A 17,522-nucleotide genomic window follows, 5' to 3' on the forward strand; every position below is an offset into this window, starting at 1 on the left:
TAATAATGTAAAAGAAGACTGGAGGCGCAAGAAAGCGCCTCCAGGGATGGATACTTGAGATTTGCGCGTCAAACGCCTGCCGGAATCCCCTTACGCTCGACCTTACGCGGCGAGGTGATTTCTTTCCATTTGGAAAGCGCCTTGTTGACGGCCGGATACGGTTCGCGGGCGATGAATTCGCCGTCGCCGCATTTGGCAAGCACCACACCTTCTTCAGCCGCAATGCGGCCTCGGCTGAGTGTGTAGCGCGGAAGGCCTGTGACCTCGATGCCTTCGAACACGTTGTAGTCAATCGAGGACTGCTGATGTTCGGCGGTGATGGTTTTCGATGCCTTCGGATCCCAGACCACAAGGTCAGCATCTGCACCCACCAGAACCGCACCCTTGCGCGGATAGATGTTGAGGATCTTGGCAATGTTGGTCGAGGTGGCAGCCACGAACTCATTCGGGGTCAGACGACCGGTACCAACGCCATAGGTCCAGAGAAGCGGCATGCGGTCTTCGAGGCCGCCGGTGCCGTTCGGGATCTTGGTGAAATCGCCAACGCCATAGCGTTTCTGATCGGTGGTGAAGGCACAGTGGTCAGTTGCGACAACCTGAAGGCTGCCCGATGCCAGGCCATTCCAAAGGCCATCCTGATGTTCCTTGCTGCGGAACGGCGGGGACATGACGCGACGTGCGGCGTGGTCCCAATCGGGATTTTTGTATTCGCTGTCATCCAGAATAAGATGCTGGATCAGCGGTTCACCAAAGACGCGCTTGCCGTTCTGGCGCGCACGGCGGATCGCTTCATGCGCCGGTTCGCACGATACATGCACGATATAAAGCGGCACATTGGCCATATCGGCAATCATGATCGCGCGGTTACATGCTTCGCCCTCAACGTCGACCGGACGGGAATAGGCATGTGCTTCCGGTCCGTTATTGCCTTCGGCCAGCAGTTTGGCCTGCAGGGTTGCGACCACGTCGCCGTTTTCAGCATGAACCAGCGGCATGGCGCCCAGTTCCGAACAGCGCGAGAAGGATGCGAACATTTCGTCATCATCAACCATCAGCGCGCCCTTATAGGCCATGAAGTGCTTGAAGGTGTTGATACCCTTTTCCTGAACGATGGTCTTCATTTCATCAAAGACCTGCTCGCTCCACCAGGTGATCGCCATGTGGAAGGAATAGTCACAGACCGCCTTGGAGGATTTGTTATCCCAGGCCTGCAGCGCTTCCAGCAGCGACTGGTTCGGGGCCGGAAGGCAGAAATCGACAACCATTGTCGTGCCGCCGGCAACCGCCGCCTTGGTGCCGCTTTCAAAATCGTCTTCGGAATAGGTGCCCATAAAAGGCATTTCCATGTGGGTGTGCGGATCAATACCGCCGGGCATCACATAGCAGCCGTCGGCCTCGATCACCTTGTCCCCGGTCAGGTTGTCACCGATCGCGGCAATCTTGCCGTCTTCGATCAGGATATCGGATTTGTATGTCAGGTCTGCGGTAACAATGGTTCCGCCACGAATAACCATGGACATGGGTGGCTCCTTGTCTGTCTGAGGGCTGAAAAGTTGCGGGCCATCCCGGCATTTCACCCGTTGTCTGCAAACACCCCGAGGGTATTCAATCGTCGTCGCTCTTCGTACGTCGTTCGGGAGGCAATCCCGTCCGGCGAGGCCAAAACCCCGCCGGACGGACAAAGATCACAAGACGTTGAAATTACATCTTGTCGGTTACAGCGTGGGTCCACGCACCTTCCGGCTCCTTGGTGATCACCGGATCGGAACCACCCGAAAGCAGGCTGTCAACGGTACGCTGATAAGCTGCTTCGTCGAGAACCGCGGAATCACCAAGCAGTTTGGCGATTTCGGTCATCATGCGGACCTGGTGTTTTTCGGTCTGGGCACCGGTCATGTCGTTATCAAGAACGATCATGGCGGCATCTTCCGAGTTTTCTTTCGCCCAGTTCCAGCCCTTCATGCTGGCATCGACAAAGCGTGCCATCTTGTCGACGAAGGCCGGATCCGACAGGTTGTCTTCAAGAACATAAAGACCGTCTTCAAGGGTTGCGACGCCCTGGTCTTCGTATTTGAAGACTTTGAGGTCTTCGGCCGGGATACCGGCATCAATCACCTGCCAGTATTCGTTATAGGTCATGGTCGACACGCAATCGGCCTGCTTCTGGATCAGCGGATCAACGTTGAAGCCCTGCTTAAGGACGGTCACGCCATCATCGCCGCCTTCGGTCGGAATGCCGAGTTTCGACATCCAGCTCAGGAACGGATATTCGTTACCGAAGAACCAGACACCAAGGGTACGACCCGGGAAGTCATCCGGGCTTTCAATGCCGGTTTCCTTCAGGCAGGTCAGCATCATGCCCGATTTGGCGAACGGCTGTGCGATGTTGACCAGCGGCACACCCTTTTCGCGCGATGCCAATGCGGACGGCATCCAGTCAATGATCACATCGGCACCACCACCGGCAATCACCTGCGGCGGGGCAACGTCCGGACCACCCGGATTAATCGTCACGTCAAGATCGGCTTCTTCGTAAAAACCTTTGTCGAGTGCGACATAGTAGCCTGCAAACTGGGCCTGCGTGACCCACTTAAGCTGCAGGGTTACCTCGTCTGCTGCCATCGCGGAAAACGATGCCAACCCGAAACTCAACCCCATAGCAGTCGAAATAAACTTATTCATTCGTCGATGTCTCCTCAGGTTGTAGTCAAGTCCTCCCGGCGGGTCGTCTTGTTTTATGCCTTTAATGGCGACGTACCCGGAATGACGGATGCCATGACGTTGCTTTTCTCTCAATATAAGCCACGGCTCCGTAGAAGGCGGTCCCCGCAAGGGCCGCCAATGCGATTTCCGCCCAGACCATGTCGATATTCATCCGCCCCACCTCGGTCGAGATGCGGAAGCCCATACCAACAATCGGGGTGCCGAAAAATTCGGCGACGATTGCGCCAATCAGCGCAAGCGTGGAATTGATTTTAAGTGCGTTGAAAACAAACGGCATGGCTGCCGGCAAACGCAGACGAAACAGCGTTGACCAATAGCCCGACGCGTATGTCGACATCAGATCTTTTTCAAGGTTCCCGGCCGCATTCAGCCCGGTGACGGTATTCACCAGCATCGGGAAGAAGGTCATGATCACGATCACGGCTGCCTTTGACTGCCAGTCAAAGCCAAACCACATCACCATGATCGGCGCGACACCAATGATCGGCAGGGCCGAAACCATGTTGCCCAACGGTAAAAGACCGCGTTTGAGGAACGGCACACGGTCAACCGCAATCGCGACGATAAAGGCCGATCCACAACCCATGACATAGCCACTCAGCACCGCCTTCACAAAGGTCTGGTGGAAGTCGGACGCCAGAATGTCGGTGGAATTGACAAACCGTTCACCGATCATGCTGGGCGGCGGCAGAAGAACCTGCGGCACGCCAAAGCCCGAAACAACGACTTCCCAGACAAACAGAAGCCATACGCCAAAGGCCACCGGCACAATCACGTTGGCCAGATGTTGCTTGCCACGGTCCAGGCTGTGGAAATTGGCAATCACATCAATCCCGCGCCAGACAAACGCCCAAAGCGAAAGAATGAACAACCAGAAACCAAGCCCGGCATAGCCGGCGACACCATGGTCATAGAGAACACTCACCGCCTGCCAGCAGCCAAACACGGCAACCGCCAGAATGACGACGCCAGCCTTGACCGACCGCACACCAAGCCAGGTAAAGGCCGCACCGGCGATCACGCAAAGCGCCATGGCAATGGCAAGACCGGGAATATCACCAACAAAGGCAACCTGTTTGCCGGTATCACCATCAATCCCCGACAACGGAAAGATCAGGGCCAGCAACGCCGTAATCGCCGCAACCAGACAGAATTTATCGAGTTTCATCTTGGTCATGGCTTTACCCCCATGCGCGCAAGGACCTTGCGTTCACACCAGCCCACGATCACCACAAGGATGGCCGCCACAAAGGCCGCTGTCAGAAGGGCCGACCAGATTTGAATGGTCTGTCCATAGTAGGAACCGGCAAGCAAACGCGCACCAAGCCCGGCCTGCGCACCGGTCGGCAATTCGCCAACGATGGCACCAACCAGACTGATCGCAATCGCGACTTTCAGGCTGGCAAACAGATACGGCATGGCGGACGGCAAACGGAGCTGCCAGAAGGTCTGCCATTTCGAAGCATTATAGGTCCGCATCAGGTCAAGCTGGATCACTTGCGGCGAACGCAGGCCTTTGACCATGCTGATCGTGACGGGGAAGAAGCACAGATAGGTCGAAATAACCGCCTTTGGCACCAGTCCCTTGATCCCGATGGCGCCCAGAACAACGATGATCATTGGCGCGATGGCAAGGATCGGAATGGTTTGCGATGAAATCACCCATGGCATCAGGCTTTTTTCAAGCGTCATGACATGAACAATCCCCACCGCCAGCAACACGCCCAGCAAGGTACCGATCCCAAAGCCCAGAAGGGTCGAGGAAAGCGTCACCCAGCTGTGATACACCAGCGAGCGTTTCGACGTGATCTTGATGGCAAAGATGGTTTTATACATCTCGACCGCGACCTGATGCGGGGCGGGCAGGATCGGACGATCCTGTGCCAGCGTATCCTCGATCAACTGGCCGGTGGTCCAGGCCTGATCGGCACGGTCATAACGGTCAATCTGGGTCGGCGCGTTCATGAAAACGGCCCCGACATACCACAAAACAAGAAGCGCGATCAGAACAACGCAGACAGGTCCGGTTTGGCCCGACATCATGCGCGTCCAGATCGATGGTCCGGCAAGCGTGTCGGTCATGGAAGCAGCATTACTCGTCATTGCTGTGCCCCGCACGCAGCCCTTCACGTACCCGATGCGCAATCTCGAGGAATTCCGGCGTTTCGCGGATATCGAGTGTGCGGTCTTTCGGGAAGTCGGTTTCGATCACATCAATGATCCGTCCCGGACGCGGTGACATGACGACAATCTTGGTCGACAGATAGACCGCCTCGGGGATGGAGTGGGTGACAAACGCCACCGTCTTGTTGGTCCGCGCCCACAATTTCAGAAGCTGCTCATTAAGGTGATCACGCACGATCTCATCAAGTGCGCCGAACGGCTCATCCATCAACAGCAGATCGGCATCGAAGGACAGGGCACGCGCAATCGATGCACGTTGCTGCATGCCACCAGACAGTTGCCATGGGAATTTCTTTTCAAAGCCATTGAGCTCGACCAGTTTCAGGGCCTCCTGGGCGCGCTTGACGCGCTCTTCCTTGGAGATCTCCATGATTTCGAGCGGCAAGGTCACGTTGCGTTCGATCGAGCGCCACGGAAGCAGGGCCGGTGCCTGAAATACATAGCCATAAGCACGCTTTTCACGCGCTTCGTGCGGCGTCACACCATTGATCGAAATGTCACCGCCGGTGGCTTGCTCCAGATCGGCAATCACGCGCAGAAGCGTGGTTTTGCCGCAACCTGACGGACCGATAAAGGAAACGAAATCGCCTTCTTCGATGGTCAGATCGACATCGGAAAGGGCGTACACAGGACCATCTGCCGTCTGAAAGGTCAGCGACAGTTTTTTGATATCAACAACAGCTTTTTTTGATGCGGGCATCTCAGCAACATTATTGACGACTTGTTTTAGCGTCATGGGGTTTCCCCTGATCGTATGTCTCTCTTCCGGACCAGAGATTTCTGGCCCGACTTATTGGAAGCCTCCCTCAGGGACGTTGCCCTGAACCCTGTCGACATTTGATCAAACGCATAAAGCCCTTGCCCGGTCATTGCCGGGAATGGGGAATGATACCCCAGCTGTCGATCAAGGCAAAACGGCGAGCAGCAAGAGGCCGCTCGCCGGTATCATGAAATCAGTTTCCGTCGGTCAGACGGCTATAGGTCGACGGGCGACGGTCGCGGAAGAACTGCCAGTTGTCGCGAATTTCGCGCACCATCGACATATCCATGTCATGGACCAGCAATTCGTCCTGATCGCGTGATGCCTGGGATTCAATCTCGCCGCGCGGGTTGACGAAATAGCTCTGACCGTAAAACTCGCCAATGTTCCAGGGCGCCTCGGTGCCAACGCGGTTGATCGCGCCGATGAAGCAGCCATTGGCCACAGCCGATGCCGGCTGTTCGAGTTTCCAGATATATTCCGACACCCCGGCAACGGTCGCCGACGGATTGACGATATATTCCGCCCCGTTCAGTGCGAGCGCACGCCAGCCTTCCGGGAAGTGGCGGTCATAGCAGATGTAAACGCCAAGTTTGCAATACTGGGTGTCAAAGACCGGCCAATCCGATGCGCCCGGCTTGAAGAAGAATTTCTCCCAGAAACCGGCGACATGGGGGATGTGGGTTTTGCGGTATTTCCCAAGATAGGTACCATCGGCATCAATCACGGCAGCGGTGTTGTAATACACGCCGGTGATGTCTTCCTCATAGATCGGAACAACGATCACCATTTTGTATTTTGCTGCCAATTCACACATCAGTTGCGTGGTCGGGCCATCGGGGATTTTTTCCGCGGCCGCATACCATTTCTTGTCCTGGCTCGGACAGAAATAAGGCTGGGTGAAAACTTCCTGAAAGCACAGGACCTGCACACCTTTTTTGGCTGCCTCTTCAATATAGGGCAGATGTGCGTCAATCATGGCCTTGCGGATTTCTTCTGGCGTCTGATCGGTTGACCCTTTCAGACTCATTTGAATCAGTCCGCCTCTCAGCATCGACATCCGAGATACCTCCTTGATCTGATATTTTTATGTCCTTGCCAGCTTTTGCTGATCTTTGGACTTATGTCTTCTCGCGCCCCAAGAACCCTGTTTTGTTTTGTGCGGGTCCATTCCCAGACGGGACGCGATCAGAAAAATCGCGAAACAGATGTTTCCTCCGAGCGTTGCAGAACCGTTTGATTTTTATCAGCCCTGCAAGCTGTTGCCCCTGCCCGGTTGAACGGGCAAGGGGCGCATGTCGTGATCTTAATCGATCTCTTTAAGCACTTCGCGCAAGGTGCCGAACAGCTGATCAATGTGTGATTTTTCAAGGATCAGCGGCGGCGACAGCGCAATAATGTCACCCGTGGTACGGATCAGGATGCCTTTCTCGAACGCCTTCAGGAAGGCATTGAAGGCACGCTTGGTCGGGAAGCCTTCAATCGGCTCCAGCTCGATCGCACCGATCAGGCCCAGGTTACGGACATCCTTGACCAGCGGCAGGTCGATCAGGCTGTGCACTGCATCTTCCCAATACTGACCAAGATCCTGGCCCTTGGTATAAAGACCATCCTCTTCATAGGTCTCAAGCGTTGCCATGGCTGCCGCACAGGCGACCGGGTTACCCGAATAGGTGTAACCGTGGAACAGCTCGATCATGTTTTCGGCACCGGTCATGAAGGCATCATGGATGTCATCGGTGGCAAACACAGCGCCCATCGGAATGGTGCCGTTGGTAAGGCCCTTGGCCGTCGTGACCAGATCCGGCTGAACACCAAAGTAATCAACAGCGAACGGCGCGCCGAGGCGACCGAAACCGGTGATGACTTCATCAAAGATCAGAAGAATGCCGTGCTTGGTGCAAATCTCGCGCAGGCGTTCCAGATAGCCCTTCGGCGGGATCAGAACACCGGTGGAGCCCGCAACCGGCTCAACAATCACAGCCGCAATCGTTGACGGATCATGCAGCGCGCAAATGCGTTCAAGATCCTCGGCCAGATATGCCCCATGTTCGGGCATACCGCGGGTGACACCGTTTTCTTCGGGCAGATAGGTGTGACGCATGTGGTCAACACCACCCAGCATCTGGCCAAAGGTTTTGCGGTTGCCCGAAATACCCCCGACGGAGATACCGCCAAAGTTCACACCATGGTAGCCGCGTTCGCGACCGATCAGACGGGTGCGCTGGCCATCGCCGCGTGCACGGTGATAGGCCAGGGCGATTTTAAGCGCGGTCTCAACCGATTCAGAACCGGAATTGGTATAGAACACATGGTTGAGATTGCCCGGCATCAGCTGCGCAAGACGGCTTGCAAGTTCGAACGCCTTGGGATGGCCCATCTGGAACGCCGGTGCGTAATCCAGCTCATCCATCTGTGCCTTGACCGCTTCGACGATTTTCGGACGCTTGTGACCGGCGTTGCAGCACCAAAGGCCTGCAGTGCCGTCAAGAATGTCGCGGTTGTCGTCAGTTTTGTAATACATGCCGTCCGCCGAGACCAGCATACGCGGGGTCTGCTTGAACTGACGGTTGGCCGTAAACGGCATCCAGAACGCCGAAAGATCGTTCGGACGGCTGATTTTCGTGGTGGCTGTCATCAAAAGGTCTCCCGTACCTTTTTAAGTGCTTCTCTCGACCGGTTCGGTGGCGGGCACCGTCCACCGGCATCTGATTTTGTTCTTCCCGTTTCGCGAAAGGTATCTGGTCCACTGACCAAAATGTCGCACATTCGCCTTCCGGAAAGGCCCGTGAAACGGGCACGTCAAAGTCGTTAGCATGAGACATGCCCATGCACTAGCGCTTTAACACCACCGCGGAACTGTTTCGAATATTCGACCGTCAAACACCATTTCGGCGACCCTGATTTTTGTTTACGGCGTCTATTTTGTGTTTATCTTTCATCGGTACTGTTCGATATTTCGGACAAAACCGACTCTTGACCATGGCTTGGCACGACGCGCATAAAAAAAGTTTCTTTTTGATATTAGAAGTAGAGGTTATTTTAACCTGACCAAACGGTCAAGATAAATGACACAAAACACAAAGCCCGATTGAGAACCACCAAAATCGGCGCGAAACGGGACCATAAAATGAGCACAAAACCCGCAGTAAACGGCGCACACAAGGCGGCGATCCGTCAGGAAAACGAAGAACAGATTCTGGCGGCTGCCGAACAGGTCTTTGCCGATTTCGGGTTCAAGGGCGCAACCACAGCGCGGATTGCTGAAACCGCCAATGTTCCCAAGGCCAATGTGCATTATTATTTCAGCACCAAAGAAGCACTTTATCGCCGCATCATGGAAGATGTCTGCGACCACTGGCTTGAAGCCGCGATGACGTTTGACAACAGTGCCGACCCCGCCCTAATCCTGCGCGGATATATCGAAGCCAAGATGGATCTGTCGCGCGTGCGCCCCTATGGGTCGCGCCTTTGGGCCAATGAAATCATTCGTGGTGCCAAGTTTTCTTCGGAATACATCTCGACCACGGTCAAAAACTGGCTCGATAGCCGTGTGGTGGCAATCCGGGGCTGGATCCGTGAGGGCAAGATGGATGACGTCGAACCCTACACCCTGATGTACATGATCTTCGCCACCACCCAGCACTATGCCGACTTTGGCCGCCAGATCGAAATTTTCAACAACGACAAACCGCTTAGCGACGCACAGTTTGCCGAAGCCAAGGAAAATGTCGTGCGCATTATCCTCAAGGGTGTAGGCCTGTCCTGACTTTCAACCACCGCCATCTTTTTTCGGCCCTAAACGCCCGTTTGCGGTCGACGCAAGTTGAATAGATAAGCCCCCGTTCATATCTGCATAATCAGTCATAACGCGGAAACGGACGGGGCGGGAAAAATGCGGCTAAAGCTGCCACACGCCAAATTTATTAGAATATTTTCATTCTGTGCGATAGCTGCACTGACAGCAGGCGCTGTATCGCCGCTCAAAGCCCAGCAACCCGGTGCTCAAAGAACAACCTGTGACCGGATCACCATCGGCGGTCCGGCAAGCTGGCAACCGGTTTCCTATATCGCACCCGATGGTCGGCAAACCGGTCTAGGGATTGATATCATCCGCGAATACGCAAAGCGTGAAGGCATCAATGTCCAGGTTGATATCGAACTCCCCTGGGCCAGGGCCCTTGATTTGTTGCTTCAGGGCAAGATCGATGTCACCGCCGGTGCCTATTTCAATGATGAACGCAAACGGGTGTTTCAGTATAGCGATCCGTTTTACACCGATGACATCATGGTCTTTCAGCATGTCGACCGGCGATTTGGCTATGCCGGGATCGATGATCTGAAGGGATATCAGGGCGCGCGTCCGCATGGCGGCAGCCTTGGCAACAAGATCGACGCCTATTCCGAACAGCTGCTTGATATCGTTTATTCACCAATCAATGACCACATCTTCGATCTACTGCTTGCAGATCATGTCGACTATGTTTTGCTTGCACGTTACGATGGGGTAGCAACGCTTCAAAAACTGGGCGCCCAGAACACGATCATCCCGGTGGAGCCGTCGGTTGATCGCAATCCCGTCCGCCTGATGTTTTCGCGCAATAGCCCGTGCGTTGAACATGTTGAACGGATCAATCTGCTGATTGCCGAACTTACGTAAAACGGCACCATCAATGAACGCACCCAGTATCATCTGGAGCAGACCGTTTTCGATCATGAGGCCGGGAGCTGATCCCACCCTTTTGCGCCTCTTTTTCGCAGTTTTTCGCCGAATACACACCACCTCTGTATAGTTGAACAATCTAAAGAACCACCCAACTTTAGATATCACTTATAATAACGACGTTTCAGACGAACATGGTGTGCATCAGGCTCTCAATTTGTGCAGTCGGCATGTTTCTGCTTGCCGGGGTTCTTTGGAGGGGAATACCGCAGCTGGTATCCCCCGCCCTTGCCCAATACGCCTCGACCAAGCCAGCACAGACGGCCGCAGTCAAAACCACCTGCCGTACTCTTTCGGTTGGCGGTGCCAATGGGTGGGAGCCCATCACCTATATCAACGATAATGGTCAGCATACCGGTCTTGCCATCGACATTTTGCAAAGTTACGCCAAGCGCAGTGACCTGAAGCTTGATCTCAATCTTGATATCCCGTGGCCGCGCGCCATTCAGATGTTGCGCAATGGCGAACTTGACATCATTGCCGGGGCCTACTTCACCAATGAACGCGACCAGATACACTTTTACAGTGTGCCGTTCGCCAATGACGACATCATGGTGTTTCAGCATCGCGACAACCGGTTTGCGGTCACCGACCTGCATGATCTGATCGGGTATCGCGGGGCCCGCCCGCAAGGTGGCAGCTACGGCGAATATATCGACAAGTTCGCCGAACAACGGCTTGATATGATTTTTTCACCGACGGGCAACCGCATCTTTGACGTGTTGATGAAGGGCCGGGTGGATTACGTCATGCTGGGCCGGTTTGACGGGCTGATCAACATCTATCGCGACAAACTCGGCGACGATATCAAGATCGTCGAACCGCCGGTCGACAGTAACGAAGTGCGTTTCATGTTCTCACGCAAAAGCCCCTGCATGGCGCATGTCAAACAGATCAATCTTCTGATCGAGGAACTGAGCGAAAACGGCAAGATCGAATTCTGGACCCGTAATCATCTGACCGACATATACGAAGGCGAAAGCTAGGCTCAGGCCCCGCGCTTCTCTCCCCTCGCCCACGTGCCCACCTGAAAACAAGAAAGCAGGGCCCATGATACGCCCTGCTTTCTCAATGTCTTGTATCTGGTTCGGGAGGTTTTCCTTCCCGAAACAGAAATACCTATTCCGTCATCACGGTTTCATCGGCCTTGGCCAGAACCGCATTGAGCAGAACCTGTCCACCGGCATCCGACCATGGCTTGTGGATTTCCTCGATCTCGTTGTGGGAAATACCATCGACACACGGGATGAAGATCATCGCCGTCGGGCAAACCTGTGCGAGATAGCAGGCGTCATGCCCTGCCCCCGACACGATTTCGCGTGCCGAGAAACCACCAAGTTCTGCGCCCTTGCGCACCGCATCGACGCAGGATTTATCGAACGGAACCGGTGCGTAATAGAATATCTGCTCAAGCTCGGTCTCAAGGCCGATGTCAGAAGCGATTTTCTCAACCCCTTTACGGAACGCCTTGTCCATATCGGCCAGAACCGCATCATCGGGATGCCGGAAATCAACCGTAAAGAAGACTTCGCCCGGGATGACGTTGCGCGAGTTCGGATGGATCTGCATCATGCCGACCGTGGCACAAGCCAGCGGGGATCGATCCAGACCGATCTTGTTGACCAGTTCGATCACGCGTGCTGCACCCAAAAGCGCATCCTTACGCGTTTTCATCGGGGTCGGGCCGGCATGGGCTTCGACACCGGTGAACTTGACTTCATACCAACGCTGGCCCTGGGCATCGGTGACGATACCGACATCCTTGCCTTCGTCTTCAAGGATCGGACCCTGTTCGATATGTGCTTCGAAATAAGCCCCCATCGGGTGGGCATCAATGGTGGCTTCGTCCGGCCCCATATAGCCGATCCGTTCTAGTTCCTCGCCCATGGTTTTGCCATCGACGTCGGCACGGGAATGACCGTATTCAAGATCAAAGACCTTGGCAAAGACGCCCGACGCCACCATTGCCGGCGCAAAGCGCGAGCCTTCCTCGTTCGTCCAGCAAACGACTTCGAGCGGCGCTTCGGTTTCGTATTTGGCTTCATTAAGCGTGCGGATGACCTCAAGCCCGGTCAGAACGCCATAAACGCCATCATACTTGCCGCCGGTCGGCTGGCTATCGAGATGGCTGCCCATCACGACCGGGGGCAGGTCTGGGTTGCGGCCTTCGCGACGGGCAAAAATGTTGCCCATCTTGTCGATACGGATCGAACAGCCCTCGGCCTTGCACCATTCGATGAACAGATCACGGCTTTCACGGTCAAGATCGGTCAGGGCCAGACGGCAAACGCCGTCCTTGTCGGTTTTGCCGATCTTGGCCATTTCCATCAGGCTATCCCAAAGGCGGTCACCATCAATAGACAGGTTACGTGCACTGGGTTGAGCAGTCATTTAGTCAGTCCTTCTTGGTTGGTGGCGCTTTGGGTTATTCTGCGGCCATGCGCATCGGGTTAAGCGGATGTTCCGGCCAGGTCATGGGCGGCTTGTCGGTCTTGACCGGTTCCATGGTGATGCAATCGGGTACCGGGCAAATGTGATAACACAGGTTACAACCCACACATTCCTCGTCAACGACCTCGAACACACGGCCGCCTTCGGGCTTGTCGGTCATGGTAATTGCCTGGTGCGAAGTATCTTCACACGCAATGTGGCAACGACCGCACTCGATGCAGTTATCCGGGTTGATCACTGCCTTGGTGTCGAAGTTCATGTTAAGCTCGTTCCAGTCGGAAACCTGCGGAACGGCTGCACGGGTGAACTGTTCGACACTGGTATAACCCTTGTCGTCCATCCACTGGCTCATGCCGTCAATCAGGTCATCAACCACGCGGAAGCCATAGATCATTGCAGCGGTACAGACCTGAACCGCGTTCGAACCCAGCGACATGAATTCGACCGCATCTTTCCAGGTGGTGATGCCACCAATACCGGAAATCTCGAGATCGCGGGTTTCCGGCGCGCGGGCGATTTCCGCAACCATGTTGAGCGCAATCGGCTTGACCGCCGATCCGCAATAGCCGCCATGGGTGCCTTTACCGTCAACAACCGGTTCCGGGACCATGTTGTCGATATCAACCGAAATAATCGAGTTAACAGTGTTAATCAGCGATACGGCATCTGCCCCGCCCTTCAACGCTGCTTCGGCCGACCACAGGATGTTGGTGATATTCGGGGTCAGTTTGGTGAAGACCGGAATATCCACCGCGTCCTTTACCCAACGGGTGACCTGTTCGACCATTTCGGGCACCTGACCAATGGCCGAGCCCATGCCACGTTCGCACATGCCATGCGGGCAACCCAGGTTAAGCTCCAGACCATGCACACCGCTTTCGGCGATCTGCTGGGCCAGGTCCTTCCAAGCGCGTTCCTCGATCGGGGCCATCATCGACCCGATGATAACATGATCAGGGTATTCGACCCGGCACTCGCGGATTTCCTGAAGGTTGGTTTGAAGCGGACGGTCCGAGATCAGCTCGATATTGTTGATACCCAGCAGACGACGGTTCTGGTCATGGTGCGCGCCATAGCGCGAGGATACGTTGACCACGGGCGGATCAATGCCCAGCGTCTTCCAGACAACCCCGCCCCATCCGGCTTCAAAGGCACGAACGACGTTGTATTTCTTGTCCGTCGGCGGCGCGGATGCCAGCCAGAACGGGTTTAGCGAATCAATACCGGCGATTTTGCAGCTTAGATCAGCCATTTTTCTCTCTCCCTTTGGCTAGCGGTTCACGCGGATTTCAGGAATGCATCAATGGCGATGGCGGCCTGTTTGCCGTCCTCGACCGACTGAACGGTCAGGTCTTCGCCACTCTTGATGCAGTCCCCACCGGCGAACACGCCCGGGGCGGTTGTCTGATAGGACTCATCGACCACGATCTTGCCGCCGGTGATCTCCATGCCGGCGAGGTCATCGGTTTTGATTTTTTGTCCGATGGCCTTCAAAATCTGGTCTGCACGCACGTCAAAGGTTTCGCCAGTACCGACAAGCTTGCCATTGGCATCAAGTTCGGTCTTTTCGAACTCCATGCCAAACAGCTTGCCATTGGCCTTGATCGCAACCGGTTTTGCCCAATAGCGCACGACAACACCGTTGGTTTTGGCAAGGTCCTGCTCGAACTCGGTCGCAGACATGTTTTCCGCACCCCGGCGATACACAAGGGTCACTTCCTCAGCCCCCAGGCGTTTGGCCTGAACCGCGGCATCAATTGCGGTGTTACCACCGCCAATCACGATGACCTTGTCCCCAACCGGCATGTCGGATTTCGGTTCGGTCTGACGCAGTTTTTCGATGAAGGTGATGGCATCATCAACGCCCGGGAAATCTTCGCCCTTAAGGCCCAGATCATTGGTCGACCCAAGGCCGACACCGACAAAGACGGCATCATATTTGGCTTTCAGGTCGGCAAGATTGATGTCCTTACCAAGCGCCTTGTTATATTCGATTTCGATCCCGCCAATGCCCATCAGGAATTCGACTTCGCGCTGGGCGAAATCGTTGGTCATCTTATAGGCGGCCAGACCATATTCATTAAGCCCGCCCGGTTTCGGCTTGGATTCAAAGACAACAACGTCGTGACCCAGCATCGCCGCGCGGTGCGCGCATGACAGGCCCGCAGGACCGGCACCGACAACGGCAATCGTCTTGCCGGTTTTGGGCGCCCGTTTGAACGGATGGGGCAGATCGCGCTCCATCAGATGATCAACCGCATAGCGCTGCAGGCTGCCGATCTCAACGGCGGTATCTTCGGCGACGTTACGAACGCAGGCCTCTTCACACAGCACTTCGGTCGGGCAAGCCCGGGCACAGGTGCCGCCCATGATGTTGGCTGACAAAATGGTCTTTGCCGCGCCATCCGGGTTGCCGGTGCTGATTTTGCGAATGAAGCTTGGAATATCGATTGATGTCGGGCATGCGGTCACGCATGGCGCATCATAGCAATACAGGCAGCGGTTGCTTTCCGCCATGGCCTGCAGCGTGGAATAGGCCGGGTGCAGATCGGAAAAACCGTCAACTGCGTCATTGTGACCAGCACCGCCATGAACGGCGCCGGATTTTGAAGCTTGCTTGGCCTGCAAGGTGGTCATTTGTTTGTCTCCCTGCCAAAAAGGCGTCCTCTCCTGACGTCATCGAGAGACAAAACAAGAATGAAAATACAATCGACCGCGGGCCAGATGTGATCGCAGCTTCTGCGCGATCTGGATACAACTATGGCGTCACGTGGACGGGCGGGCCCGACCAACTCAGGATCTCTCGTACTGACATTCTTGGCGTATCCGTTCAGCTTAAGCTGAACTGTTTCCCAGTATTTGATCTGCCGTGTTTTTATGGTTTCGGGGTTATCCCCGGTTGATGACACGTGCAGATGCCTCTCTCTGACAGAAACAGCATGTCCAATCCTGATCATTTGGTCAAGATTAAAAATCCGAATTCTTGGTTGAAGACCAAAACACCCCTGTTCGCCTTGGAAAACCGCGCTTTGGCATAAGCTGGCAGCGATGGTTTTTCAGGGCATCGAACATTTCGCATGTCCCTGATTTGGCAATATTTTATGCTGGCTTTAATTGGACGAACTAAAGTAACGTTATCGCATAAACCCATATCGGAACGCCTTTGATGACCCTTAAAAACGATGCAACCGACACCCTGCCCGACCGTCAACCGTCGGTTCGTGCCGTTGCCATGCCATCTGATACCAACCCGACCGGGGACATTTTTGGCGGCTGGCTGATGTCACAGATGGACCTTGCGGCTGGCACCGCCGCCGCACGGCGCGCAAAGGGCAGAACGGCCACCGTCTTTGTCGACAGCATGTCGTTCCTGCGTCCGGTTCATGTGGGGGATGAGGTTTCGTTCTTTACCGACATCATTCATGTCGGGCGCACATCACTTCGCATCAATGTGCAAGCCTGGCGCCAGACCCGGTTTGAAGAAACATCTGATAAAGTGACCGAGGGCGTGTTTACCTTTGTCGCACTGGATGAAGACGGCCGTCCCCGCCCGCTTGATCCCACGCCAGAAGAAAGTGCGTCTCAGGCCTGATCGACCATCGGACTTTTAAGATAAGCCACCAGCAATTCCGCGACGGAAACGAAGCTGAAGATATGGGCGCGCTCATGCCCGTGCGACGCATCCAGCCCAAAACAGATCAGAGACGCCCGCGTGTCATATCCGGCCTCAAGGGCGGCGGCGACATCGCTGCGGTAAAATTTGAAAACATCGCGCGAATGTTCGATCCCGCCGGCTTCACAAAGATCAAGCAGATGGCGGTTAAGTTTGCGATCAAACGGACCTGACATGTCCTTCATGGCGATGGTCACGCCATATTCGCTGGTGTTTTGGCCCGGCGCAAAGGTGCCGTTATCCACCGCCACCAGTTCGGCAATGTCATCATCAAGAATATGCGGCGCCCCAAGACCGACTTCCTCGGCAATGGTGAACAGGAACTTGCAGGTTACCGGCAGCTTTTCCCTGCCCGTGACCACCGCCCGGATCGCCGCAAGCACCGCCGCTACACCGGCCTTGTCATCAAGATGGCGCGACACGACAAAACCGCTGTCGGTAAATTCGGCGTTGGTATCAACCGCAACCATATCCCCGACATTAACGCCAAGCGCACGCACATCAGCGCCGTTTGACACCCGCGCATCAAGACGCAATTCAAGCTGCTCCCAGGTTGCGGGCTGGGTATCAATTTCGGTGTTATAGGTATGACCCGACGCCTTGATGGTCAGGATGGTACCGCGGATGGTCTTGCCGTGATCGGTATAGACCGTCACACGCGCGCCTTCGGCAAAGCGCGATGACCAATGCCCGATCATGGAAACTTCAAGACGGCCATTATCCTTGATCTGTTTGACCATCGCCCCCAGCGTATCAAGATGTGCGGCAACGGCCCGGTGCGGTTTTTGCTGTTTACCCGGCACGGTCGCACGGATCGCCCCACGACGGGTCAGTTCAAACGCAACCCCCATATCGCGCAATTCCGCACAGACAAACTCAACCGCTTCCTCGGTCATGCCCGTCGGGCTGTCAATCGTCAGAAGCTTTGCCAGAACAGCGCTGAGATACTGCCGTTCGATATGGGTTTCAGACATGATCCCCGTCCTTGAATATTATCTGCTTTGACA

General features: G+C 55.2%; 15 protein-coding genes. 4 read left to right on the forward strand and 11 right to left on the reverse strand.

The window, feature by feature from the left end; all coding sequences use genetic code 11:
- Positions 1-68: 68 nt before the first annotated feature.
- The 7 genes from hydA to aptA form a co-directional block, all read right to left on the reverse strand.
- Positions 69-1,520 carry a dihydropyrimidinase gene (gene hydA, locus ACXAIA_RS18645; RefSeq protein ID WP_475350670.1) on the reverse strand — a complete coding sequence of 484 codons (1,452 nt, stop codon included), beginning with the start codon at positions 1,518-1,520 and terminating at the stop codon, positions 69-71.
- A 181-nt stretch (positions 1,521-1,701) separates the two neighbouring features.
- Positions 1,702-2,682: an ABC transporter substrate-binding protein gene (locus ACXAIA_RS18650; protein ID WP_475350671.1), complete on the reverse strand. Its 981-nt coding sequence runs from the start codon at positions 2,680-2,682 to the stop codon at positions 1,702-1,704.
- Positions 2,683-2,743: 61 nt separating this feature from the next.
- Positions 2,744-3,901, reverse strand: coding sequence for an ABC transporter permease (locus ACXAIA_RS18655; RefSeq protein WP_475350672.1), 1,158 nt, complete (start codon positions 3,899-3,901; stop codon positions 2,744-2,746).
- Positions 3,898-4,827: an ABC transporter permease gene (locus ACXAIA_RS18660; protein ID WP_475350673.1), complete on the reverse strand. Its 930-nt coding sequence runs from the start codon at positions 4,825-4,827 to the stop codon at positions 3,898-3,900. The genes ACXAIA_RS18655 and ACXAIA_RS18660 overlap by 4 nt, the downstream gene beginning before the upstream one ends.
- Positions 4,817-5,608: an ABC transporter ATP-binding protein gene (locus ACXAIA_RS18665; protein WP_475350726.1), complete on the reverse strand. Its 792-nt coding sequence runs from the start codon at positions 5,606-5,608 to the stop codon at positions 4,817-4,819. The genes ACXAIA_RS18660 and ACXAIA_RS18665 overlap by 11 nt, the downstream gene beginning before the upstream one ends.
- Before the next feature lie 253 nt (positions 5,609-5,861).
- Positions 5,862-6,698, reverse strand: coding sequence for a nitrilase-related carbon-nitrogen hydrolase (locus tag ACXAIA_RS18670; protein WP_475350674.1), 837 nt, complete (start codon positions 6,696-6,698; stop codon positions 5,862-5,864).
- A gap of 276 nt (positions 6,699-6,974) precedes the next feature.
- The gene (gene aptA / locus ACXAIA_RS18675; protein WP_475350675.1) at positions 6,975-8,306 is read right to left on the reverse strand and encodes an omega-aminotransferase AptA; all 1,332 of its coding nucleotides are present in this window, start codon (positions 8,304-8,306) and stop codon (positions 6,975-6,977) included.
- A gap of 492 nt (positions 8,307-8,798) precedes the next feature.
- Here aptA and ACXAIA_RS18680 point away from each other — a divergent pair, with 492 nt between their 5' ends.
- From ACXAIA_RS18680 to ACXAIA_RS18690, 3 genes are all read left to right on the forward strand, one after another.
- Positions 8,799-9,437 (forward strand): TetR family transcriptional regulator C-terminal domain-containing protein, encoded by a 639-nt coding sequence (locus tag ACXAIA_RS18680; RefSeq protein WP_475350676.1) that lies wholly within the window; start codon positions 8,799-8,801, stop codon positions 9,435-9,437.
- Between the two features lie 126 nt (positions 9,438-9,563).
- A complete protein-coding gene (locus tag ACXAIA_RS18685; protein WP_475350677.1) occupies positions 9,564-10,328 on the forward strand; it encodes a substrate-binding periplasmic protein in 765 nt (254 codons plus the stop codon).
- A gap of 233 nt (positions 10,329-10,561) precedes the next feature.
- Positions 10,562-11,377, forward strand: coding sequence for a substrate-binding periplasmic protein (locus ACXAIA_RS18690; RefSeq protein WP_475350678.1), 816 nt, complete (start codon positions 10,562-10,564; stop codon positions 11,375-11,377).
- Between the two features lie 133 nt (positions 11,378-11,510).
- Here ACXAIA_RS18690 and ACXAIA_RS18695 read toward each other — a convergent pair whose 3' ends face one another.
- From ACXAIA_RS18695 to ACXAIA_RS18705, 3 genes are read right to left on the reverse strand one after another with little or no spacing between them, the layout of a single operon-like run.
- A complete protein-coding gene (locus ACXAIA_RS18695) occupies positions 11,511-12,782 on the reverse strand; it encodes an allantoate amidohydrolase (RefSeq protein ID WP_475350679.1) in 1,272 nt (423 codons plus the stop codon).
- A 34-nt stretch (positions 12,783-12,816) separates the two neighbouring features.
- Positions 12,817-14,094, reverse strand: a complete 1,278-nt coding sequence (gene preA / locus ACXAIA_RS18700; RefSeq protein ID WP_475350680.1) for an NAD-dependent dihydropyrimidine dehydrogenase subunit PreA — start codon at positions 14,092-14,094, stop codon at positions 12,817-12,819.
- A 26-nt stretch (positions 14,095-14,120) separates the two neighbouring features.
- Positions 14,121-15,479 carry an NAD(P)-dependent oxidoreductase gene (locus ACXAIA_RS18705; protein ID WP_475350681.1) on the reverse strand — a complete coding sequence of 453 codons (1,359 nt, stop codon included), beginning with the start codon at positions 15,477-15,479 and terminating at the stop codon, positions 14,121-14,123.
- 529 nt (positions 15,480-16,008) lie between these two features.
- Between ACXAIA_RS18705 and ACXAIA_RS18710 the strand changes: the two genes are divergently transcribed.
- Positions 16,009-16,434 (forward strand): acyl-CoA thioesterase, encoded by a 426-nt coding sequence (locus ACXAIA_RS18710; RefSeq protein WP_475345350.1) that lies wholly within the window; start codon positions 16,009-16,011, stop codon positions 16,432-16,434.
- Here the strand turns inward: ACXAIA_RS18710 and ACXAIA_RS18715 are convergent.
- The gene (locus ACXAIA_RS18715) at positions 16,425-17,489 is read right to left on the reverse strand and encodes an osmoprotectant NAGGN system M42 family peptidase (protein WP_475350682.1); all 1,065 of its coding nucleotides are present in this window, start codon (positions 17,487-17,489) and stop codon (positions 16,425-16,427) included. The two genes, ACXAIA_RS18710 and ACXAIA_RS18715, sit on opposite strands and share 10 nt — an antisense overlap.
- Between the last annotated feature and the right edge of the window lie 33 nt (positions 17,490-17,522).

It is taken from the genome of Thalassospira sp. ABL2_045, from assembly GCF_056161285.1.